Genomic DNA, 20984 nt, shown 5'->3' with positions numbered 1-20984 from the left:
AATCCGATGCGTGTTTGGTTTTTGAGTGCTGGCCTGGCCTTGATGTGCATGGCCCAGAACGCAGCGGCGGGTACTGTCCTGATCGTTGGCGATAGTATCAGCGCCGGTTTCGGACTGGATACCCGCCTGGGGTGGGTATCGCTGCTCGAGCAACGGCTCAAGCAGGAGGGTTTTGACGACAAAGTGGTCAATGCCTCGATCAGCGGCGACACCAGTGCCGGAGGCCAGGCGCGCCTGCCGGCGCTGCTTGCAGAGCACAAGCCGGAACTGGTGATCCTCGAGCTTGGGGGCAATGATGGCCTGCGCGGAATGCCGCCAACGCAATTGCAACAAAACCTTGCGGCGATGATCGACAGCTCGCGCCAGAGTGGCGCCAAGGTGTTGCTGCTGGGCATGCAATTGCCGCCCAACTACGGCAAGCGTTACACCGATGCCTTTGCCGAGGTCTACGGCAAACTTGCGGACGATAAAAAAATCCCGCTGGTGCCGTTTTTCCTCGACGGCGTGGGTGGGCATCCCGAGCTGATGCAGGCCGATGGTCTGCACCCGGCCGCCGGGGCTCAGGGCAAGTTGCTGGAAAATGTCTGGCCGACGCTAAAACCGCTGTTATGAGGCTTTTCTAGTGGCAGGCTTTCGGCTAATGTGGCGCCCCCTTATTTGGAGCCCCCGATGCCGCGTCCTGCCTGGTCCCTGTTTGCCTACCAACTGATCGAGCCTGACGAACAGCTGGATCTGTTCGCCTGCCAGGAAGTGCGGGTGCATCTGGTGACCCGTCAGCTCGAACTCGGTGGCTCGGCAGACCGCACGTTGTGTGGCAGTCTGCTTCCAGCCCAACCGCGTTTGTCGAGTGTGGATCGTCGGGTGTTTCAGGATCAGCGTCTGTGTTCGTTGTGCCGGGCGATTCTCGAGTCGCAGAAGCGCGGCACCTCGCCGATCTGGCCTGAGTTGCGTTTCGAACTCTAGGATCAACAGATCGCAGCCTGCGACAGCTCCTACATGAAGACTTCTGGCTGGCCATCGGCGCATCTCCCCGAATTCCCGAGGTGCGGTGTACAATCGCGCTCTTATACCCTTGTTGATCATGCGAAGGATTTTCCGGATGTTGCCGCGCTTTCCTGCCGTCACCCGCTGCCTGTCACTTGCCGCCCTGTGTGTGGCCGGTCCCGTTGCTGCATTGGAGTTTCCCCTGCCACCACCCGGTGAGGACATCATCGGCCAGGTGCAGGTGATCAAGGCCAAATACGAAGACACCTTCGCTGACCTGGGCACCAAGTACGACCTGGGTTATTCGGAAATGGTCGCGGCCAACCCGGGCGTCGATGCCTGGCTGCCGGGCGCCGGTACCGAAATCGTCCTGCCGACCCGGTTCATTCTGCCGCCGGGTCCACGCGAAGGCATCGTGATCAACCTCGCCGAGTACCGCCTCTACTACTACCCGAAAGGCCGGAACGTGGTGTACACCTTCCCGCTGGGGATTGGGCGTGAAGGTTGGGGCTCGCCAATCGCACACACCTCGATCACTGCCAAGACGCCGAACCCGACCTGGACCCCTCCGGCGTCGATCAAGGCCGAGCACGCCGCCGACGGTGATCCGCTGCCGAACGTGGTACCGGCCGGCCCGGACAACCCGCTGGGGCCGTTCAAGTTCACCCTGGGCACTCCGGGCTACCTGATCCACGGTTCGAACAAGAAGTTCGGCATCGGCATGCGCACCAGCCACGGCTGCTTCCGCATGTTCAACAACAACGTGCTGGAAATGGCGGCCATGGTGCCGGTCGGCACTTCGGTGCGCATTCTCAACGATGCGTACAAGTTCGGCAGCAGTGGCGGCAAGGTCTATCTGGAAGCGCACACACCCATCGATGACAAGGGCAACCCGTCGGTGGTCGACAAGCACACTGCAGTGATCAATGCGATGCTCAAGCGCGAAGATGTCACCAACAACCTGCGCGTGAACTGGGATGTCGTGCGTGATGTGGTAGCGGCCGAAGATGGCCTGCCAACTGAAATCGGCACACCGAATACCTCGGCGCCGATGGTCTCGAACACCCCGATCGACCTGCAGCAGTAAGTCGATCAAAACCCGCAGGCGCGTGCAGCGTCGGCGGGTTTTTTATTGCCCGGGGGAAAGTACCGGCAATAAAAAAGCCGACCCAAAAAATGGGTCGGCTTGATAACAATCCCGAGGGATTATTACTTGCGGCTAGCTTTGTCCAGCATACGCAGAGCACGCTCGTTAGCTTCGTCAGCAGTCTGTTGTGCTTTTTGAGCAGCAGCCAGAGCTTCATCAGCTTTACGGTATGCTTCGTCTGCACGAGCTTGAGCGCGAGCAGCTGCGTCTTCAGTAGCGGTCAGACGTGCTTCGGTTTCTTTCGATGCGCTGCTGCAACCGGTAGCCAGAACTGCGGCCAGAGCCAGAGCAGAGAATTTCAGAACGTTGTTCATCGTGTTCCCCTTCAAGGACTTTCAATTAAGTGGCTTTCTCCTCCGATTGAGGAAATAGCCGGCGTACATACTACCCATTACTTGTAGTAAGTAAACTGACGGAGCGCAAGAAGCAAAAAAAATTGTAGGCGTTGATTCTTTTTCGAGCAACTTTTAACCGGGCTGTATAAAAAATATCCAGCTGCAGGCCCCGGCCTGAGCGTGTTAATGAGAAAAAGTTCCCGTTGTCCGGTGCTGTTTCTGCGTCTTGCACCAAGTCTGCCTAGATGAATTCGTCTACACTTTTGTTCCGATTTTGCATGACACCTCACATATCTTTGTCGCTCTTGAGGTGACTTTAAAGAAGAGGCTGCGTCTTAAGTCTCGACATCCGGCAATGTTCAGGCGAGTGCCTGGGGAAGATCGTCCCCGCGCCTGCCACTACGCCCATCGGAGTCACCCGTTCAACGAGCATGATGACGAGCGCACCTTGAGCATTTTCGCCAATGGTGCCTACTATTTATGACGTGCTCGATTGCGCGAGACCGGTGTGGTTTTTCTCGGTGTCCATCAGGCACGGGGTGGCGTAGATGTTCCTTCGCCGGAAAAACATCGGTAAGGTAGGGGTCAGAATTCGAGACCCGCGAGGAGTAGTGATGAGCGAGGCGTTGTCCATCCACCATGACCAGGCTGGTCATCAGTTCGAGACCAATGTGGACGGTCATCGTGCCTACCTGACCTATATGGATCTGGGGAAACAGACCCTGGATATCTATCGCACCTTCGTGCCCAACGCCTTGCGCGGCCGTGGCATTGCCGCCGCGCTGACCGAAAGCGCGCTGCAGTACGCCGAAGAAATGGGCTACACGGTGATCCCGTCGTGCTCCTACGTCGAGCGCTACATGGAACGTCATCAGCGCCGCGCCGCCAAGATCTGAATCGCACACACGAAAACGCCGGGCAATGCCCGGCGTTTTTTTATGCCCGTGAAACGCTGATCAGCTGCGCTGACGTTTCGGCAGAACATCCTTGAGCTTGGCGTGCATGCCGCGCAGGGTGTTCTCGGTGGCGGACCAGTCGATGCAGGCATCGGTGATCGACACGCCGTATTGCAGGTCGGCGAGGTCTTTCGGGATGGCCTGGCAGCCCCAGTTCAGATGACTCTCGACCATCAGGCCGATGATCGACTGGTTGCCTTCGAGGATCTGGTTGGCGACGTTCTCCATCACCAGCGGTTGCAGGGCCGGGTCCTTGTTGGAGTTGGCGTGGCTGCAATCAACCATGATGTTCGGTTTGATTTTCGCCTTGTTCAGCGCCTGTTCGCACAGGGCGACGCTGACCGAATCGTAGTTCGGCTTGCCGTTGCCGCCACGCAGCACCACGTGACCGTAGGCGTTGCCCTTGGTGGTGACGATCGACACGCCACCTTCCTGGTTGATACCGAGGAAACGGTGCGGGCTGGACACCGACTGCAGGGCGTTGATCGCCACGGTCAGGCCGCCGTCAGTGCCGTTCTTGAAGCCGACAGCCGAGGACAGGCCGGAAGCCATTTCACGGTGGGTCTGGGATTCGGTAGTGCGTGCGCCGATGGCCGACCAACTGATCAGGTCCTGCAGATACTGCGGGGAGATCGGATCGAGGGCTTCGGTGGCGGTTGGCAGGCCTTTCTCGGCCAGGTCCAGTAGTAACTGGCGACCGATATGCAGACCGTCCTGAATCTTGAACGAGTCATCCAGGTACGGATCGTTGATCAGGCCTTTCCAGCCAACGGTGGTTCGTGGCTTCTCGAAATACACGCGCATGACCAGATACAGGGTGTCGGAGACTTCCTCCGCCAGCACCTTGAGGCGATCGGCGTATTCGTGGGCAGCCTTGATATCGTGGATCGAGCACGGGCCGATCACTACGAACAGACGGTGGTCGGTGCCATCAAGAATGTTGCGAATGACTTCGCGGCCCTTGGTGACGGTGCGCAGCGCAGCATCGCTCAGAGGGATATCACGCTTGAGCTGATCGGGAGTGATCAGGGTCTCGTTAGAGGCGACGTTTAGGTCGTTGATCGGTAAATCAGCCATCGTTTACTCGTCAGGTCACGGGTGCCGGCCGCCAGCGATCCCCGCGCGGCGGAGCACAGCAGATTTAAGCGCGTCGGGGAGCCGAACCTTAGCGCGTCAGACGCGGCTCGACAATGGGCAAACGCCGCTTTAATCCAGCACTGGCTGGGCAAAAGCCTTGCGCACGCTGTCGTGGGAGAACTCGTCGGCGTGTTGTTCGACCCATTGCAGGGCCAGCGCCTGAATATCCTGCAGATCGTCGTGGGCCTCGTTCATGCGGCAATAACGTTCGATCTGGCACACCTGTTCGCCCATCCGGGCACTGAACAGCGTCTGCTCATCGGTGAACGCGATCCCCACCAGATAGCCCTTTTTGCGCCGCAGACACCACGCGACATAGCCCGGATAACAGATCTCGGCGTTGAGTGTCGGCATGCGCACCTGCAGCGCCGTGCCGTGGCGCCAGGCGCGGTGATAATTGCAAGCGATCCCGCCGAGGCTGATAGTGTGCAGCTGTTGCCTGGAAATACACTCGGGCTTGAGCAAGGTTAATTCAACCGGCACTTCGTCCGGATGAGGAATGAAACGTCCCATGAGCACAGACTCCCTGTGTCGGCCATTTGACATTGTTTCACCCAGTATAGTGGTCGAATCCGAGCTGACCGATTTCGACGCCGACCAGCGGCTGCTGGCGATGAGCGGCGTTTCGCTGGTGATTTTCACCAGCGTCGGCTGTTCCAGCTGCCGCTATGCCAGAGAGGTGTTGCCCGGGTTCGAGCTGGCGGTGGATCGCCTGTGCTGGATCGATGCCGGCGACAACGGCGGGTTGGTGGAGCGTTATCAGGTCTTTCATTTGCCGGCGCTGTTTGTGGTGCGCGACGGCGAGTTCTTTGGGGCATTGCACACGCGTCTGACCGCCGTTGCGCTGAACGCGGCAGTGGCGCAGGCGCTGGGTCGAATTGCAGAGGAGTTGCCATAGATGGTGGGAGCAGACAGCAAACCGGTGATCGGGATTATCGGCACCGGGGCCATTGGCGGGTTTTACGGTCTGATGCTGGCGCGGGCCGGTTTCGATGTGCACTTTTTACTGCGCAGTGAATTCTCGGCGGTGGCCGAACGTGGTTTGCAGGTGGACAGTGCCGTGCATGGCACCCTGACGCTGAACCCGGTGCAGGCGTATGCGAAGGCCGAGGACATGCCGGCTTGCGACTGGTTGCTGGTCGGCGCCAAGACCACCAGCAGCGCTGGTCTGGCCCCGGCGATCATTGCTGCGGCCAGGCCCGGCGCGAAAGTGCTGGTGCTGCAGAACGGTCTGGACGTCGAAGACAGCTTGCGCGAGTTGCTACCCGATTCCCTGCATCTGCTCGGTGGTCTGTGCCTGATCTGCGTGCATCGCGAAGGGCCGGGACACATCACCCATCAGGCCTTGGGTGCGGTGAATGTCGGCTATCACAGTGGCCCGGCGGCGGATGAAGCGGCGCGCATGGCGCTGGTCGAGGAGGGTGCCGGTCTGTTCCGCGCCGCTGGCATCGATTCGCAGGCGATGCCCAATCTGCAACAGGCGCGCTGGCAGAAACTGGTGTGGAATATTCCCTACAACGGTCTCTCGGTGTTGCTCGGCGCCGGCACCACGCCGCTGATGGCCGACGCGGACAGTCGCGCGCTGATCCAGGCGTTGATGGCCGAAGTGGTGCAGGGCGCCAGGGCCTGCGGTCACGACGTTCCGCCCGGTTACGCCGAGTACCTGTTCATGATGACCGAGAAAATGCCCGACTATTGGCCGAGCATGTACCACGATTTCCTGCATAAACGGCCGCTGGAACTGGAGGCGATTTATGCCCGGCCACTGGCCGCAGCCAAAGCGGCAGGCTGTGAGTTGCCACGGATCGAAGCGCTGTATCGCACATTGAGTTTTATCGACCGACGCAACACTTGAGTCGGTTTTCGGGGGAGTGGGGGTAGGCATGGCCAAGAACATCGATGACAAACTGGTGCTGGCGATTTCGTCTCGCGCCTTGTTCGACCTGAGCGAGAGTCATAAGGTCTATCTGGCGAGCGGCGTCGAAGCCTATCGGCAATACCAGATTGAACACGAAGACGAAATTCTCGCGCCCGGTGATGCATTCCCGCTGGTGGAAAAACTCCTGAGCCTCAACAGTCGCCTCGACCGCGCCCGGGTCGAGGTGATTCTGGTTTCGCGCAACAGTGCCGACACCGGCCTGCGCGCGTTCAACTCGATCGATCATTATGGGCTGGACATCTCGCGGGCGGCCTTCGTCGGCGGGCGCAGTCCGTATCCCTATCTCAAAGCGTTTGGCTGTGACTTGTTTCTGTCCACCCACGCCGAGGATGTGCGCGCCGCGCTGGACGCCGGGTTTGCCGCGGCGACGATTCTCTCCGGCGGCGCCAGTCGCGCGGCCAGTGATGAGTTGCGCATCGCCTTCGACGGCGACGCGGTGTTGTTCTCCGACGAATCCGAGCGCGTTTATCAGGCCGGCGGGCTGCTGGCGTTTCAGGCAAAGGAACGCGAGTCGGCGCGCGAGCCATTGCGCGGTGGGCCTTTCAAGGGGTTTCTGGCGGCACTCAATGCGCTGCAACGCGAGTTCCCCGAAGACGACTGCCCGATTCGCACGGCGCTGGTTACCGCGCGTTCGGCGCCGGCGCATGAGCGGGTGATCCGCACCTTGCGCGAGTGGGACATCCGCCTCGACGAGTCGCTGTTTCTCGGCGGGCTGACCAAATCGGCGTTTCTCGAAGCCTTCGCTGCCGATGTGTTCTTCGACGATCAGACCGGCCACTGCGAGGCCGCCCGCGAAGTGGTCGCCACCGGTCACGTACCGCATGGCATCAGTAACGAACCGTCGATCTAAAGCCCCAGTGCTTCAAGACGTTGCGTCGCACGTCGTACTCGCCAAGGCACTGCTAAGCTGAATCAAATCTCCGCCATGTTGGCACGCGAGGAGGTCATATGATTCGTTCGATGCTGTATGCCACTGACCTCGGTCTGTACGCACCTTTAGTGATGCAGCATGCCCTGGCGCTGGCGCGGACATTCAATGCCGACTTGTATGTGGTGCATGCAGTGGAGCCCATGGGGCTGTTTGCCGAGTCGGTGTTGCAGAGTTATCTCGACGAACAGGCATTGAACGAATTTCACAGTCAGGGTCTGAAAACTGTCATCGCCAATATCGAGCAACGGGTGCTGGACAGTTTTCGCGAAGAGCTGGGCGACGAGGGCGAGCAGGATCTGCAGCGGATTTGCGCGGTTCGGGTGGTGCAGGGCGATCCGGCGCAGGTGATTCTCGACCAGGTGCAGAAACTCTCTGTGGATTTGCTGATCGTAGGCACTCACAGCCACGGCGTAGGGGCGGAAACGCCTTTGGGGCGCACGGCGACTCGGGTCCTGCAATTGGCCAAGGTGCCGGTTTATCTGGTGCCATTGGTGGAGCGCCGGCGCCGGGGGGATCGCTGAAGCGGGAATAATGGCCTTTTGATAAAAAAGTTCTAGATTTATTCATCAAACCATTAATATAGTTATATACCGTCGCTGATGCCCGTGGCGTCTACCTGCTTTGAGGGATACATATGAAGCTTCAACAATTGCGCTACATCTGGGAAGTGGCGCACCACGACCTCAACGTTTCCGCTACCGCCCAAAGCCTTTACACCTCGCAACCGGGTATCAGTAAACAGATCCGCCTGCTGGAAGACGAACTTGGCGTTGAAGTGTTTGCCCGCAGTGGCAAGCACCTGACCCGCGTCACCCCGGCCGGCGAGCGCATCATCACCACCGCAGGCGAAATCCTGCGCAAGGTCGAAAGCATCAAGCAGATTGCCCAGGAATTCTCCAACGAGAAAAAAGGCACCCTGTCGATCGCCACCACCCACACCCAGGCGCGTTATGCATTGCCGCCGGTGATCAGCAATTTCATCAAACAATACCCGGACGTGGCGCTGCACATGCACCAGGGTTCGCCAATGCAGATCGCCGAGATGGCCGCTGACGGCACCGTCGATTTCGCCATCGCCACCGAAGCGCTGGAGCTGTTCGGTGATCTGGTGATGATGCCGTGCTATCGCTGGAACCGTTGCGTGGTCGTGCCCCAGGGCCACCCCCTGACCAAGCTGCCGAAGCTGACCCTCGAAGCGCTGGCCGAATACCCGATCGTGACTTACGTGTTCGGTTTCACCGGCCGTTCGAAACTCGACGAAGCCTTCAGTCATCGTGGCCTGACGCCGAAAGTGGTGTTCACCGCGGCCGACGCCGACGTGATCAAAACCTACGTGCGTCTGGGCCTGGGTGTGGGCATCGTTGCCAAAATGGCGGTCGACACCAAGCTCGATAACGACCTGGTGGTGCTGGATGCCAGCGAGCTGTTCGAGTCGAGCATCACCAAGATCGGTTTCCGTCGCGGTACTTTCCTGCGAGGTTTCATGTGCGACTTCATCGAGAAGTTCGCCCCGCACCTGACCCGCGAAGTGATGGCCAAAGCCATCCAGTGCCACAACAAGCAGGAACTGGAAGAGCTGTTCGACGGCGTCGAACTGCCGGTCCACTAAGACCCTGCCTCAAAGCACCTCGGTGACAGCAAACTGTTGCCGGGTGCCCGCCACCAGGATCTCCACTTCATCGCCCTCGAACTTGCCCAGCAGGCTTTTGCCCAGCGGCGAGCGCGGGGTGATGACGGTAATCGGCTGACCCACCACATCGACTTTCAGGCCCGCCGCATCCGGGGCCAGAAACAGCCATTGCTCGCGACCCTTTTCGTCCTCCAGACCGAGCAGGGCGCCGATCTCGATGCCGCGATTTTCGTCATAGGCACGCAGTGTCAGGTTCTGGCACAGCGCCAGTGACTGCCGGATTTCCTCGACCCGTTTCGCCTGACCCGCCGCCAGATAGGAAGCCTCAAGCCCTAGCGTGTCGTATTTGTTCTCGGCGATGTTCTCTTCGTGGGTCGCGGTTTCGTAAGCGGTCTGCGCGGCGCGTTCGGCGATGTCGAGGTCGACGCGCAGTTTGTCGAGAATCAGTTGATGGACGGTGTGTTTGTTCATGATCAATCGCAAAATTGCAAAACGTTGGCGCGGCTCTTTTCGCTCGGCGCGGTCTGGTCCTGTTGCAGCCAGAACTGGCATTTCGGATTTGACTGGTTGCGACTGCTGCCGCGAGCCTGATCCAGGCGCGCCTGCTGCTCGTTCTTGCGCAGGTTTTCTTCGTACTGTTCGAACAGCGGACTCTGTGGCGGAATGTCCGGTTGTACCTGAACGGCCGCTGGCGGCTTGGCCAGTTGCTGCACCGCCTGAGCAACCGGTGCCAGTTGCTCGGTCAACACAAAACGCGAAATCAGCCAGCAAGTCAGGGCAATGGCCAGAAAACCCAGCCACATGCCCAGGGCAATGCTGCCGGTCAGTTGCAGCGCGCTAAGCTGAACGGGCAACGGGCGACGCGGGTTGGGGCGATAGGGCATGGCTGCCTCCTGGCGGATGATTGCGGGCAAGTGGCGATTGTCGCACGAAGATTAATCGCCGTCGGCTCTTCTGCGCGAGGTCATTTATGCGGACAATCAGCGCTTTTGCCAACGGGAGTCTTGCATGCCGATACCGAAAACCCGCTGGGATATTTTTTGCACCGTGGTCGACAACTATGGCGACATCGGCGTGACCTGGCGTCTGGCCCGGCAACTGGTAGCCGAGCATGGGCTGGCGGTGCGCCTGTGGGTCGATGACCTGCGCGCCTTTGAACGTATCTGCCCCGAGATCGACATCCACCTGGCGCAGCAATCGCAGCAGGGCGTCGAGGTGCGGCATTGGCCGAGCGACTGGCCGCAGACGGAGGCGGCGGACGTGGTGATCGCCGCATTTGCCTGTCAGCTGCCATCGGCGTACATGGACGCCATGGCCGAGCGGCAACAGCCACCGCTGTGGATGAACCTCGATTACCTCAGCGCCGAAGACTGGGTCACCGGTTGTCACGGTTTGCCGTCGGTGAAGTACAAGTCGGTGCAGAAATTCTTTTTCTTTCCCGGATTTCAGCCGGGGACGGGCGGCTTGCTGCGTGAAAGCGGTCTGCTTGAGCGGCGTCGGCAATTTCAGCAGGACGCGGCTGCGCAGCGACAATTCCTGCAAGGCCTGGGCGTAGATCGCGCAGCGGACGCACAACTGATCTCATTGTTCGCCTATGAAAATGCCGGGCTGGCCAGTTGGCTGGATCTGCTGGCGGCCGACAGCACGCCGACCCATCTGCTGGTGCCGGAAGGGCGGATTCTCGGTGACGTTGCGCGCTGGCTCGGGGTCGATGCGTTGGCTGTCGGCGATCTGGACGTGCGTCAGGCGCTGACGGTGCAGGTGCTGCCGTTCGTCCGTCAGGATCAATACGATCAGTTGCTGTGGTGCTGCGACTTCAACGCGGTGCGCGGTGAAGACTCGTTCGTCCGTGCACAGTGGGCCGGGCGACCGATGCTCTGGCACATCTATCAGCAGGACGAAGACATTCACCTCGACAAGCTCGATGCCTTTCTCGCGCTCTACACCAAAGGGCTTTCCCCGGCCGCTGCCGAGGCGATGAGCGGTCTGTGGCGGGCCTGGAGTGCCGGGAAACCGATTGGCGAGCACTGGCTCCAGGTCCGTAAACACTGGCCAGAACTGCAGGAAAACGCCGAGGCGTGGTGTCTGGAACAAGGCTTGCAGGCGGATCTTGCCGCAGCGCTGGTACAGTTTTACCTAAATTGGATATGATACGCGGCCTAGATTTTTGTAAATCCCATCCAAATTCGGATATTCGCAATGAAAACTGGTAAAGAACTCAAACCCGGTACCGTGATCCGTATCGACAACGATCCTTGGCTGGTTCAGAAAGCTGAATTCACCAAGTCGGGCCGTAACAGCGCGATCATGAAGACCAAGCTGAAGAACCTGCTGACCGGTTACAAGACCGAAACCGTTTACGGTGCGGACGACAAGCTGGACGACGTGATCCTCGACCGCAAAGAAGCGACCCTGTCCTTCATCAGCGGCGACACCTACACGTTCATGGACACCACTGACTACACCATGTACGAACTGAACGCCGAAGACATCGAAAGCGTTCTGCCTTTCGTTGAAGAAGGCATGACCGACGTTTGCGAAGCCGTGTTCTTCGAAGAGCGTCTGGTTTCCGTAGAACTGCCGACCACCATCGTGCGTCAGGTTGACTACACCGAAGGTTCCGCTCGCGGTGACACTTCCGGCAAGGTGATGAAGCCTGCCAAGCTGAAGAACGGTACCGAGCTGTCGGTTGCTGACTTCATCGAAATCGGCGACATGATCGAGATCGATACCCGCGAAGGCGGTTCCTACAAAGGCCGTGCCAAATAAGCACTGCTTTTTACGGAAAGAAAAAGCCCGACCATTGAGTCGGGCTTTTTTGTGCCTGCGGTTCCACGTCTACCACCGGACCCTGTGGGAGCGAGCTTGCTCGCGAATAGGCCCGGTCAGACAACCTGTGTGTTGAATGACACACCGCATTCGCGAGCAAGCCCGCTCCCACAGTGGATTGGTGTTGTTCTCAAACGGTGGTGTGCAGGCGTACGTCAACGTTGCCACGGGTGGCGTTGGAGTACGGGCAGACCTGGTGCGCCGCGTCGACCAGTGTCTGCGCGTCGGCTTGTTCCAGACCCGGCAGGCTGATGTGCAGGTCAATGTCCAGACCGAAGCCGCCAGGGATCTGGCCGATACCGACATGAGCAGTGATCGAGGCATCGTCGGGGATTTTGCGTTTGGTCTGGCTGGCGACGAATTTCAGTGCGCCGATGAAGCAGGCCGAGTAACCGGCAGCGAACAGTTGCTCAGGGTTGGTCGCTGCGCCGCCGGCACCGCCGAGTTCTTTCGGGGTAGCGAGTTTGACGTCGAGGATGTTGTCGCTGGAGATCGCACGACCATCACGGCCGCCAGTGGAGGTTGCGATTGCAGTGTAGAGAGTTTGCATGGTGTGGGCCTCGTTGGGTGTCTGTTTTTGCGCTAATTGTTTGCGCGCTAAGTAAGTGCGATAGGAATGTAGCTCGCTAATGTTTAGTGCGCAAGATAATTTTCTGAAAAATATGCGCTTCGACGAAGGACTGGTTCGTTTGGTTAGCCTGGAAGGCGCGGTTTAGAGAGGATGGCGGGAAGGTCAGGCGTGGAAAAATATTTTTCAGACAACGAGATTACCTGTAGGAGTGAGCCTGCTCGCGATAGCGATGCAGCAGTCAACACGATGGCGGCGCGTTCACCGCTATCGCGAGCAGGCTCACTCCTACAGTGGCGGGCTCAGGCCAAACTGTTTTGCAGATGGTTGCGTAGGGCTTGCAACTCAGATTGAAGCTTCTGCAGGCGTTCGAGGGTGAAACCACTGGCGCCGAGGATGCATTGTGGAATGGTTTGCGCCTTGTCGCGCAGTGCTCGACCTTGCTCGGTCAACTCGACAATCACCACACGCTCATCTTCACGACTGCGCGTGCGGCTGAGCAAGCCTTCACCTTCTAGCCGTTTGAGCAACGGTGTCAGCGAGCCTGGATCGGTCAGCAACCGCGTGCTGATTTCGCCCACGGTCAAACCATCCTTTTCCCACAGCACCATCATCGCCAGATACTGCGGATAGGTCAGGCCCAGCGCTTGCAGCAGCGGCTTGTAGACCTTGGTCATCATCAGCGAAGTGGAATGCAGGGCGAAGCAGGCCTGATTATCCAGCAGCAGGTGATCGCAGTTGTCGGGGGTGTCGCGTTCGGTGGTCATGGCAAAGCCTTGTTCGGTGATGGGCTTGAATCTAGCGCCCGAATGTTTAATGCGCCAGATAATTATCCAGGATCTAGTGTCGGCCCAGCTCGCGTTGCAGCGCCAGATCCCACGGTGGCACCGGGCTGAAGCGGGTCTTGAGGTATTCCAGAAGCAGACGGCTGCGCGAGTGGGTCTGCTGTTCCATGCGCAGCGCATAGATGCCGGTGCTTTCCGGTTGCGGCAGGCCGTTCTCGCAGAACAGCGGCAGCAGTTCGCCGCGCAGCAGGTACTCACTGGCCAGCCAGGTCGGCAAATGCGCGATGCCCAGCCCGGCCAGAGCACCGCACACCAGCGCTTCGGCATTGTTGGCGCTCATGCGGATGCGCGCGGGGCGATGCAGTTGCATTTGCCCGTCCAGTTCGAAGCGCCAGGCGAAGGGCGGGGCGAGACCTTCCCAATCCAGCCCGTCATGTTCACTCAACTGCGCGGGATGGCGCGGTGCGCCACGGCGTTTGAGGTAGTCGGGGCTGGCGCAGGCAATGCGCACCATGCTCGCCAGCGGCGTGGCGACCAGCCGCGTATCGGCCATTTGCCCGGCGCGCAGCACCAGATCGACTTTGCCCAGATTCGAGCCGTGCATGTCGATGAAGCTGTCGATCAGGTGCAACTGCACGTCGAGGCCCGGGTACAGCACCAGAAAGTCAGCGATGACCGGCGCGAGATGGCGGCGACCAAAAGCGGCCGGGGCATCGATGCGAATCAAGCCTTCCGGCGCACTGCTCAACGACACCGCCTCGGCGCGGGCCAGTTGCAGTTCGCTGACGATGCGTCGTGCTCGCTCGGCAAACGCTAGACCTGCCGGGGTCGCCCGCACGGCGTGGGTGCTGCGAATGAACAACTGGCTGCCGACCGCGCTTTCCAGGCTGTCGATGCGCCGCGCCACGGCGGAAGGCGTCAGCGGATGCCGACGAGAAGCTGCAGAAAAACTGCCGCTCTCCAGTACATCGAGAAACAGTCCGAGCTGTTCGGTCAACTGATTGGGATTCATGAGTGCTACGGTGCTTGTGCGACATTGGCATAGCCATTGTGCGTTGCTGTGCGTTTCCCCGCCAGCCTCGACTGCGTAGGATGAATCGCCTGACGGATGAGGACATCGCTGTGATCGAGTTTTTGTTGTACCTGCTGTTTGGCGCCGCCCTTGGCACATTGGGCGGGATCTTCGGCATCGGCGGTGGTTTGATCGCCATCCCGCTGCTGGGCGTGTGGTTTGGCCTCGATCAGCAGATCGCCCAAGGCACGGCGCTGGTGATGGTGGTGCCGAACGTGATGCTGGCGCTGTGGCGCTATCATCAGCGCAATCGCATCGAGCTGCGTCATGCGCTGCCGTTGGCGGTCATGGGTTTTTGCTTTGCGTGGATCGGTTCGATCTGGGCGGTGGGCATCGATGCGCAAACCATGCGTATCGGCTTTGTCGCTTTCCTTGTGGTGCTCTCGGCGTACAACCTGCTGAAGATGTTCGGCAAGAAAACCGCCGTGACCTCCGAAATGCGTTACTCATGGCCATGGCTCGGTGTTTTGGGCGCAGCGTCCGGGACCATGGGCGGTTTGTTCGGTGTCGGCGGGGCCGTGGTGGCGACGCCAGTGCTGACCAGTCTGTTCGGCACCAGCCAAGTGGTTGCTCAAGGCTTGTCGCTGGCTCTGGCGTTGCCAAGCACCGGCGTGACCCTGGTGACCTACGCGGTGCATCACGAAGTGGACTGGATGATCGGCCTGCCGCTGGCCATCGGCGGTCTGGCCAGCATCAGTTGGGGGGTGAAAGTCGCCCACGCCATGCCGGAAAGGCTCCTGCGCGGGCTGTTCTGCGGTTTTCTGGTGCTGTGCGCGGTGATGCTCGCGTTTAAAGTTTGAAGCCTTCGACGATGTGTTCGGCCAGGCATTCGGTGATCGGCGACGGATTGTTCAGGTTGCGGATCAGCATGATGCTGGCCTCAGGCAACAGCGGTAGATCCTCGGCGGCGCCGAGAATGCGCATGTCCGGGGTGATCAGGCTTTCCAGTTGCGCGGTGATCGCCAGACCCGCGCTCACTACCGCCATCAGCGCCGACAGACTGGTGCTGTTGTAGGCGATGCGGTAGTCGCGGCCCATCGCGTCCAGCGCATTGCACGCCCACAAACGGCAGAAACAATCACTGTTGAACATGGCCAGCGGCAACGGCGTCTGCTCGTGGGCGCTGAAATTCTGCGCCTCGGCCCAGACGAAACGCTCCTTACGCAGCAACTGACCGATCTCGTTGCCCGGCTCGCGGGTGACAATCGACAGGTCCAGATCGGTGCGCTGCAACAGCTGTTTGCTGGACTCGCAATGCACCTCGATCTGGATCAGCGGGTAGAACTGAGCGAACCGCGAGAGGATCCCCGGCAGAAACCGCATCACGTAATCGTCCGGCGTGCCGATGCGCACGGTGCCGACCATGTGCGGCTCGCGCAGCGTGTTGAACACTTCGCTGTGCAATTTCAGGATGCGTCGCGCATAACCCAACAGCACCTGGCCTTCGGCGGTCAGACGTACCTGGCGGCCGTCGCGCTCGAACAACTGACGTTGCAGCACGTCTTCTTCGAGGCGCTTCATCTGCATGCTCACCGCCGATTGCGTGCGGTTGACCATTTCGCCGGCGCGGGTAAACCCGCCTTGATCGGCAATCGCGACGAAGGTGCGCAGGACATCGGTATCGATACTGGGGTAGGCCGACAATTGATGAATCTCCGTGATGAATGCCATCAGAAACATTCGTTGGATTGATCTTAGCGCCAGCGCGAGACTTGAGCCATCCACAAGGAGGGCAACACGATGAAAGGTCAAAGAGAGTATGTAGACGACACAAAATTTTCTGGCCACGGCCATATCGTTTCCGACCTGCTGCACAAGTTTAGCCGCTGGTACGAACTGCACCGTGAGCGTGAGTTGCTTGCCAGCCTGAGCGACGAAGCGCTGAAGGACATCGGGGTCAGCCGTGCCGACGTCGAGCACGAGGCCATCCGGCCGTTCTGGGACGATCCGATGCATAAATGATCAGGGCCTTACTACACAAACCACTTTCAGGTGAGGTAGGTTGCGAGCAGACAAGGAGATGCTCATGCCCGCGACTCTGGCCTTTTCCCTCAAACAGGCGCGACGTCTGGCGCTGGCTGCCCAAGGGTTCAATGGGCGCCAGCCGCCGACCGTCAAGGCGCCGCAACTCAACCGGCTGATCGAACGGCTGGGGCTGTTGCAGATCGACTCCGTCAACGCCGTGGTGCGCTCGCACTATCTGCCGCTGTTTTCCCGTCTGGGTTCCTATTCTTCCGATCTGCTCGACCAGGCTGCCTGGAGTTCGGGCCGTCGGCGCACGCTGTTCGAATACTGGGGCCACGAAGCGTCGTTGCTGCCGCTGGCGATGTATCCGTTGATGGGGTGGCGGATGCAGCGGGCCAGAACTGGCAGAGACATCTATCAGCAACTGGCGAAGTTTGGTCTTGAGCAGCAGGACGTCGTGCGCCGGGTTTTAAGCGCGGTTGAGGCGCGCGGTGCATTGGGCGCCGGCAGTCTGTCGACCCGCGAGGACAAGGCCGGGCAATGGTGGGACTGGAGCGCGGAAAAGCATGCGCTGGAATGGTTGTTCGCCGCCGGTGAAGTGACCGTCGCCGGCCGCCGCGGTTTTGAGCGTTTGTATGATTTGCCGGAGCGGGTGATCCCGACAACGATTCTGCAGCAGCCGTTGCCGGATGAAGCCGAAGCACAACGTGGTCTGCTGCTGCACGCGGCCCAGGCATTGGGCGTCGGCACGGAAAAGGATCTGCGCGATTATTTCCGCTTGAACCCTGGCGATGCGCGACCGCGTCTGGCGGAGCTGGTCGAGGACGGGCAATTGCAGACCTGCGAAGTCGCTGGCTGGCGACATATCGCCTACTGCCTGCCAGAGCCGAAAGTCCCGCGAAAAGTCGTCGCCAGTGCGCTGTTGTCACCGTTTGATTCACTGATCTGGGAGCGCAGTCGCACCGAGCGCTTGTTTGACTTCCGCTATCGGCTGGAGATTTACACGCCGCAGGACAAGCGGGTCTACGGCTACTACGTGTTGCCGTTTCTGCACAATGAGCGGATTGCGGCGCGGGTCGATCTGCGCGCCGAGCGGGCGTCGGGACGATTGGCGGTGCATGCAGTGCACGAGGAAGAGCCGGGGCTGGACGAAGAGGGGATGCTGGCGCTGGCGTTGAATTTGCGGCAGATGGCCGATTGGCTGGGGCTTGCGCGAGTGCAGCTTAATTGTCAGCGCGAGAGTGCGGGGCGGTTGCGGGTGGCATTGGCTGAAGTCTGTAGTGACTGAGCTGGCCTCTTCGCGAGCAGGCTCGCTCCCACATGGGTTTTGTGTACGACACAGATCCAGTGTGGGAGCGGGCTTGCTCGCGAAGGCGGCCTGCCCGACGCTAAAAATCTGACTGATTCAGCGGCGGACTTGTTTCAGGGTTTCCGCGATCAAAAACGCCAGTTCCAGCGACTGATCGGCATTCATCCGCGGGTCACAGTGGGTGTGATAACGATCCGACAACCCGTCTTCAGTGATCGGCCGCGCACCACCGATGCACTCGGTGACATTCTGCCCGGTCATCTCGATATGAATCCCGCCGGCATAAGTGCCCTCGGCTTCGTGCACCTGGAAGAATTGCTTCACCTCACCCAGGATCTGCGCGAAGTCGCGGGTCTTGTAGCCGCTGCTGGCCTTGATGGTGTTGCCATGCATCGGGTCGGAGCTCCACAGCACTTGCTTGCCCTCACGCTGCACCGCGCGGATCAGCGCCGGCAGGTGATCGCCGACCTTGTTCGCACCCATCCGCGCAATCAGGTTCAGGCGCCCCGGATCGTTGTCCGGGTTGAGCACGTCGATCAGGCGAATCAGATCATCCGGGTTCATGCTCGGGCCGACTTTCACCCCGATCGGGTTGTTCACCCCGCGCAGGAACTCGACGTGAGCGCCGTCGAGCTGACGGGTGCGGTCGCCGATCCACAGCATGTGCGCCGAGCAATCGTAGTAATCGTTGGTCAGGCTGTCGCGACGCACGAAGGCTTCTTCGTAGTTCAGCAGCAGCGCTTCGTGGGCAGTGAAGAAACTGGTTTCGCGCAGTTGCGGCGAGCTGTCCATGCCACAGGCGCGCATGAACGCCAGGGTTTCATCGATGCGGTCGGCGAGGTGGCTGTACTTCTCGGCCAGTGCCGAGTTGGCGATGAAGTCCAGGTTCCACTTGTGCACTTGATGCAAATCGGCAAAACCGCCCTGGGCGAAGGCGCGCAACAGGTTCAGGGTGGCGGTGGACTGGTGGTACGACTGCAGCAGGCGCTCCGGATCCGGCACGCGGCTCTTTTCGTCGAAGCCGATACCGTTGACGATGTCGCCACGGTAGGCCGGCAGGGTCACGCCGTCGATAGTTTCATCGTTGGCCGAGCGCGGCTTGGCGAACTGGCCGGCCATGCGCCCGACCTTGACCACCGGGCAACCGGCGGCGAAGGTCATGACGATCGCCATTTGCAGCAATACTTTGAACGTGTCGCGAATCTTCGCCGCCGAGAACTCGGCAAAGCTTTCCGCGCAATCGCCGCCCTGCAGCAGGAACGCCCGGCCCTGAGTCACTTCGGCAAATTGACGGCGCAGCTCGCGTGCTTCGCCGGCAAACACCAGCGGCGGATAACTGGCCAGGGTCTGCTCGACCTGGCGCAGATGCGCCGCGTCAGGGTATTGGGGTTGTTGCTGGATCGGCAGGGCGCGCCAGCTGTCAGGGCTCCACGGTTGGCTCATCACGGTCTCTAATTGGTTCTACGCACGGGAAGCCCATGGTAGCAGTAATTAGTGCGTGACCTGCTCCCGCCCCATCACCGACAATCGCCGCTTTGCCACGGCGCCGCAGCGGTGCCATCGCGTCACCGCGCCCGGTGACCATCAGGAGACGAAATGACTGAGGAGCGCGTCGAGCTGTTGCTCGCCGAGGTACAGGATGAGTTCGGCGTGATTCGCGTGCTGGAAGTGGCCGATTACCGCTTTCTGGAATTTGGCGATGCCATCGAGCAGAGCTGCGTGTTCACCGCCGATCCGAGCTGGCTCGAATATGACTACACCCGGGCGATGCTGATTGGCGCGTTGTGCCATGAGCAACCGGAGAGCGCGCTGTTTCTCGGCCTCGGTGCCGGCACGCTGACCCAGGCCTGCCTCAAGTTCCTGCCGCTGGAAGACGTCGAAGCTATCGAACTGCGTCCGGACGTGCCGCGCCTGGCGATCGAATATCTCGGCCTGGATGACGACCCGCGCCTTTACATTCGGGTCGGCGATGCGCTGGAACTGCTACCGACGGCCGAGCCTGCGGATCTGATCTTTGTCGATCTGTACACCGATGTCGGCCCAGGTGTCGGGCACCTGGCCTGGAGTTTTCTCGGCGACTGTCAGAAGCGTCTGAACCCGGGCGGCTGGCTGGTGATCAACCAGTGGGCTACCGATGACGGCAAACCGTTGGGCGCGGCGTTGTTGCGCGGGCTCTATCACCGGCATTACTGGGAGCTGCCGGTGAAGGAGGGCAATGTGATTCTGATTGTGCCGGCGGATCTGGATCAGGAACTCGACATGCAGGCGCTGACCGCCCGCGCCGAAGTGCTGGCGCCACGGCTGGGTTATTCGCTACAGTCGTTGATCAAGGCGATTCGCCCGGCGACATGAGTTGCCAGTGATGGCCCCTTCGCGAGCAGGCTCGCTCCCACATGGGGCCTGTGGCACTCACACAATTTTCTGTGGGAGCGAGCCTGCTCGCGAAGAGGGCCTGATAACCCGCGAATATTTCAGATCCCTTTGAAGATGCCCGGGCGCCGCTCCACCAGCGACCGCACCCCCTCCTTGGCATCCTCACTTCCCAGCAACTTCTTCACCAGCGCCGGCAATCCCTGCGCCGCCGCCGTCTCGCCTTCATACCGCGCCTGGCGCGCCGACATCAGCGTTGCCTGCACCCCCAACGGTGCCTGCCGGGCAATCCGTTCGGCCAGTTCGATCGCCCGGGGCAACAGATCCTCACTGGCCATCACTTCCTGCACCAAACCCAGACGCAACGCATCGTGGGCATCAAACTCATCGCCGGTCAGCAACCAGCGCATCGCGTTGCCCCAACCGGCCACTTGGTGAAAGCGCAATGTCGCGCCACCAAACGGAAAAATCCCCCGCTGCACTTCCATTTGCGCGAAGCGGGTATTGCTCGCGCACAGGTTGATATCCGCGGCCAGCATCAACTCGATGCCGATGGTCAGGCAGTAGCCTTGCGCAGCAACAATTACCGGTTTGCTCACTCGCGGTCCGACGAAAACACCCCATGGGTCGCAACCGCCGGTCGGAACCTGCCAGCCTTCGGCGAGGGCGGCGCTGGCGTTGAGCAGATCCAGACCGGCGGTAAAGTGTTCGCCATGCCCGAACACCACCGCCACCCGCGCCTCGCTGTCGGCCTCGAACTCGCCGTAGGCCAGGCTCAAGTCATTGAGCAGATCGAGGTCGAAGGCGTTGCGTTTGGCGGCCCGGTCAAGGCCGATCAGGTGGACATGACCACGGCGTTCACGGCTGACGCGGCCGGGGCAGGGCTGATTCATGGAGAAATCCTCGGGCGGGAAGGGCGGGTGCAGCGACGGTATGCCGCACATCGGTGAATCGTTTAAGCGTCATCACCCGCAGGGCCGGGCCTTTGCAAAATAGACCTTCGCACGATTATCCGCAAAACCCCGTT

26 protein-coding genes are annotated in these 20984 nt (G+C 60.3%); 15 read left to right on the top strand and 11 right to left on the bottom strand.

The window, feature by feature from the left end:
* The first annotated feature begins 6 nt into the window (after positions 1 to 6).
* The 3 genes from ACOYXG_RS18570 (at position 7) to ACOYXG_RS18560 (ending at position 2071) form a co-directional block, all read left to right on the top strand.
* On the top strand, positions 7 to 612 hold the full coding sequence (locus ACOYXG_RS18570; RefSeq protein ID WP_007964780.1) for an arylesterase: 606 nt from the start codon (positions 7 to 9) through the stop codon (positions 610 to 612).
* A gap of 57 nt (positions 613 to 669) precedes the next feature.
* Positions 670 to 963, top strand: coding sequence for a hypothetical protein (locus ACOYXG_RS18565; RefSeq protein WP_460353284.1), 294 nt, complete (start codon positions 670 to 672; stop codon positions 961 to 963).
* Positions 964 to 1099: 136 nt separating this feature from the next.
* Positions 1100 to 2071 (top strand): L,D-transpeptidase family protein, encoded by a 972-nt coding sequence (locus ACOYXG_RS18560; protein WP_027613458.1) that lies wholly within the window; start codon positions 1100 to 1102, stop codon positions 2069 to 2071.
* Positions 2072 to 2193: 122 nt separating this feature from the next.
* Here ACOYXG_RS18560 and oprI read toward each other — a convergent pair whose 3' ends face one another.
* Positions 2194 to 2445 carry an outer membrane lipoprotei OprI gene (oprI, locus tag ACOYXG_RS18555; protein ID WP_025113130.1) on the bottom strand — a complete coding sequence of 84 codons (252 nt, stop codon included), beginning with the start codon at positions 2443 to 2445 and terminating at the stop codon, positions 2194 to 2196.
* 635 nt (positions 2446 to 3080) lie between these two features.
* On the opposite strand from oprI, the gene ACOYXG_RS18550 reads away from it, so the two are divergent.
* Positions 3081 to 3362 (top strand): GNAT family N-acetyltransferase, encoded by a 282-nt coding sequence (locus ACOYXG_RS18550; RefSeq protein WP_003226804.1) that lies wholly within the window; start codon positions 3081 to 3083, stop codon positions 3360 to 3362.
* Positions 3363 to 3422: 60 nt separating this feature from the next.
* On the opposite strand, the gene ACOYXG_RS18545 is transcribed toward ACOYXG_RS18550, so the two are convergent.
* Both ACOYXG_RS18545 and ACOYXG_RS18540 read right to left on the bottom strand, forming a co-directional pair.
* Positions 3423 to 4499: a 3-deoxy-7-phosphoheptulonate synthase gene (locus tag ACOYXG_RS18545; protein ID WP_027613457.1), complete on the bottom strand. Its 1077-nt coding sequence runs from the start codon at positions 4497 to 4499 to the stop codon at positions 3423 to 3425.
* A 129-nt stretch (positions 4500 to 4628) separates the two neighbouring features.
* Positions 4629 to 5072: a PilZ domain-containing protein gene (locus tag ACOYXG_RS18540; RefSeq protein WP_003226800.1), complete on the bottom strand. Its 444-nt coding sequence runs from the start codon at positions 5070 to 5072 to the stop codon at positions 4629 to 4631.
* Between ACOYXG_RS18540 and ACOYXG_RS18535 the strand changes: the two genes are divergently transcribed.
* The 5 genes from ACOYXG_RS18535 (at position 5071) to cysB (ending at position 9038) form a co-directional block, all read left to right on the top strand.
* Positions 5071 to 5457 (top strand): thioredoxin family protein, encoded by a 387-nt coding sequence (locus tag ACOYXG_RS18535; RefSeq protein ID WP_115989230.1) that lies wholly within the window; start codon positions 5071 to 5073, stop codon positions 5455 to 5457. The genes ACOYXG_RS18540 and ACOYXG_RS18535 overlap by 2 nt on opposite strands.
* Positions 5458 to 6414: a putative 2-dehydropantoate 2-reductase gene (locus tag ACOYXG_RS18530; RefSeq protein ID WP_027613455.1), complete on the top strand. Its 957-nt coding sequence runs from the start codon at positions 5458 to 5460 to the stop codon at positions 6412 to 6414.
* Between the two features lie 28 nt (positions 6415 to 6442).
* Positions 6443 to 7348 carry a 5'-nucleotidase gene (locus ACOYXG_RS18525; RefSeq protein ID WP_027613454.1) on the top strand — a complete coding sequence of 302 codons (906 nt, stop codon included), beginning with the start codon at positions 6443 to 6445 and terminating at the stop codon, positions 7346 to 7348.
* 98 nt (positions 7349 to 7446) lie between these two features.
* Positions 7447 to 7950 carry a universal stress protein gene (locus tag ACOYXG_RS18520; RefSeq protein ID WP_027613453.1) on the top strand — a complete coding sequence of 168 codons (504 nt, stop codon included), beginning with the start codon at positions 7447 to 7449 and terminating at the stop codon, positions 7948 to 7950.
* A 113-nt stretch (positions 7951 to 8063) separates the two neighbouring features.
* A complete protein-coding gene (gene cysB / locus ACOYXG_RS18515; protein WP_007908591.1) occupies positions 8064 to 9038 on the top strand; it encodes an HTH-type transcriptional regulator CysB in 975 nt (324 codons plus the stop codon).
* 9 nt (positions 9039 to 9047) lie between these two features.
* On the opposite strand, the gene ACOYXG_RS18510 is transcribed toward cysB, so the two are convergent.
* Positions 9048 to 9530 carry a GreA/GreB family elongation factor gene (locus ACOYXG_RS18510; RefSeq protein ID WP_003226791.1) on the bottom strand — a complete coding sequence of 161 codons (483 nt, stop codon included), beginning with the start codon at positions 9528 to 9530 and terminating at the stop codon, positions 9048 to 9050.
* 2 nt (positions 9531 to 9532) lie between these two features.
* The gene (locus tag ACOYXG_RS18505; RefSeq protein WP_041069540.1) at positions 9533 to 9943 is read right to left on the bottom strand and encodes a hypothetical protein; all 411 of its coding nucleotides are present in this window, start codon (positions 9941 to 9943) and stop codon (positions 9533 to 9535) included.
* Between the two features lie 124 nt (positions 9944 to 10067).
* On the opposite strand from ACOYXG_RS18505, the gene earP reads away from it, so the two are divergent.
* On the top strand, positions 10068 to 11210 hold the full coding sequence (gene earP / locus ACOYXG_RS18500; protein ID WP_460353276.1) for an elongation factor P maturation arginine rhamnosyltransferase EarP: 1143 nt from the start codon (positions 10068 to 10070) through the stop codon (positions 11208 to 11210).
* 48 nt (positions 11211 to 11258) lie between these two features.
* Positions 11259 to 11828, top strand: coding sequence for an elongation factor P (locus ACOYXG_RS18495; RefSeq protein ID WP_003226785.1), 570 nt, complete (start codon positions 11259 to 11261; stop codon positions 11826 to 11828).
* A gap of 190 nt (positions 11829 to 12018) precedes the next feature.
* Here ACOYXG_RS18495 and ACOYXG_RS18490 read toward each other — a convergent pair whose 3' ends face one another.
* From ACOYXG_RS18490 to ACOYXG_RS18480, 3 genes are all read right to left on the bottom strand, one after another.
* Positions 12019 to 12438 carry an organic hydroperoxide resistance protein gene (locus ACOYXG_RS18490; RefSeq protein WP_333989037.1) on the bottom strand — a complete coding sequence of 140 codons (420 nt, stop codon included), beginning with the start codon at positions 12436 to 12438 and terminating at the stop codon, positions 12019 to 12021.
* A 320-nt stretch (positions 12439 to 12758) separates the two neighbouring features.
* Entirely contained in the window at positions 12759 to 13223 is a 465-nt protein-coding gene (locus ACOYXG_RS18485) for a MarR family winged helix-turn-helix transcriptional regulator (protein WP_096794958.1), read from the bottom strand.
* Positions 13224 to 13296: 73 nt separating this feature from the next.
* Positions 13297 to 14253: a LysR family transcriptional regulator gene (locus tag ACOYXG_RS18480; RefSeq protein WP_096794959.1), complete on the bottom strand. Its 957-nt coding sequence runs from the start codon at positions 14251 to 14253 to the stop codon at positions 13297 to 13299.
* A gap of 110 nt (positions 14254 to 14363) precedes the next feature.
* On the opposite strand from ACOYXG_RS18480, the gene ACOYXG_RS18475 reads away from it, so the two are divergent.
* Entirely contained in the window at positions 14364 to 15113 is a 750-nt protein-coding gene (locus ACOYXG_RS18475) for a sulfite exporter TauE/SafE family protein (RefSeq protein ID WP_027613445.1), read from the top strand.
* Here the strand turns inward: ACOYXG_RS18475 and ACOYXG_RS18470 are convergent.
* Positions 15103 to 15957, bottom strand: a complete 855-nt coding sequence (locus ACOYXG_RS18470; protein ID WP_025113145.1) for a LysR substrate-binding domain-containing protein — start codon at positions 15955 to 15957, stop codon at positions 15103 to 15105. The two genes, ACOYXG_RS18475 and ACOYXG_RS18470, sit on opposite strands and share 11 nt — an antisense overlap.
* 96 nt (positions 15958 to 16053) lie before the next feature.
* Here ACOYXG_RS18470 and ACOYXG_RS18465 point away from each other — a divergent pair, with 96 nt between their 5' ends.
* Both ACOYXG_RS18465 and ACOYXG_RS18460 read left to right on the top strand, forming a co-directional pair.
* On the top strand, positions 16054 to 16275 hold the full coding sequence (locus tag ACOYXG_RS18465) for a DUF1127 domain-containing protein (protein ID WP_007964812.1): 222 nt from the start codon (positions 16054 to 16056) through the stop codon (positions 16273 to 16275).
* Between the two features lie 64 nt (positions 16276 to 16339).
* Positions 16340 to 17566 carry a winged helix-turn-helix domain-containing protein gene (locus ACOYXG_RS18460; RefSeq protein WP_330206485.1) on the top strand — a complete coding sequence of 409 codons (1227 nt, stop codon included), beginning with the start codon at positions 16340 to 16342 and terminating at the stop codon, positions 17564 to 17566.
* A 117-nt stretch (positions 17567 to 17683) separates the two neighbouring features.
* Here the strand turns inward: ACOYXG_RS18460 and ACOYXG_RS18455 are convergent, their stop codons facing one another.
* Positions 17684 to 19030: a class II 3-deoxy-7-phosphoheptulonate synthase gene (locus ACOYXG_RS18455; protein WP_007964815.1), complete on the bottom strand. Its 1347-nt coding sequence runs from the start codon at positions 19028 to 19030 to the stop codon at positions 17684 to 17686.
* 153 nt (positions 19031 to 19183) lie between these two features.
* On the opposite strand from ACOYXG_RS18455, the gene ACOYXG_RS18450 reads away from it, so the two are divergent.
* Positions 19184 to 19939, top strand: a complete 756-nt coding sequence (locus tag ACOYXG_RS18450) for a spermidine synthase (RefSeq protein WP_027613441.1) — start codon at positions 19184 to 19186, stop codon at positions 19937 to 19939.
* 119 nt (positions 19940 to 20058) lie between these two features.
* On the opposite strand, the gene ACOYXG_RS18445 is transcribed toward ACOYXG_RS18450, so the two are convergent.
* Positions 20059 to 20850: a crotonase/enoyl-CoA hydratase family protein gene (locus ACOYXG_RS18445; protein WP_134787011.1), complete on the bottom strand. Its 792-nt coding sequence runs from the start codon at positions 20848 to 20850 to the stop codon at positions 20059 to 20061.
* Positions 20851 to 20984: the final 134 nt, after the last annotated feature.

It is taken from the genome of Pseudomonas sp. G3-39 (assembly GCF_054790485.1).
The sequence above is the reverse complement of the archived record's forward strand: the minus strand, read 5'-3'. Positions and strand labels throughout refer to the sequence as shown.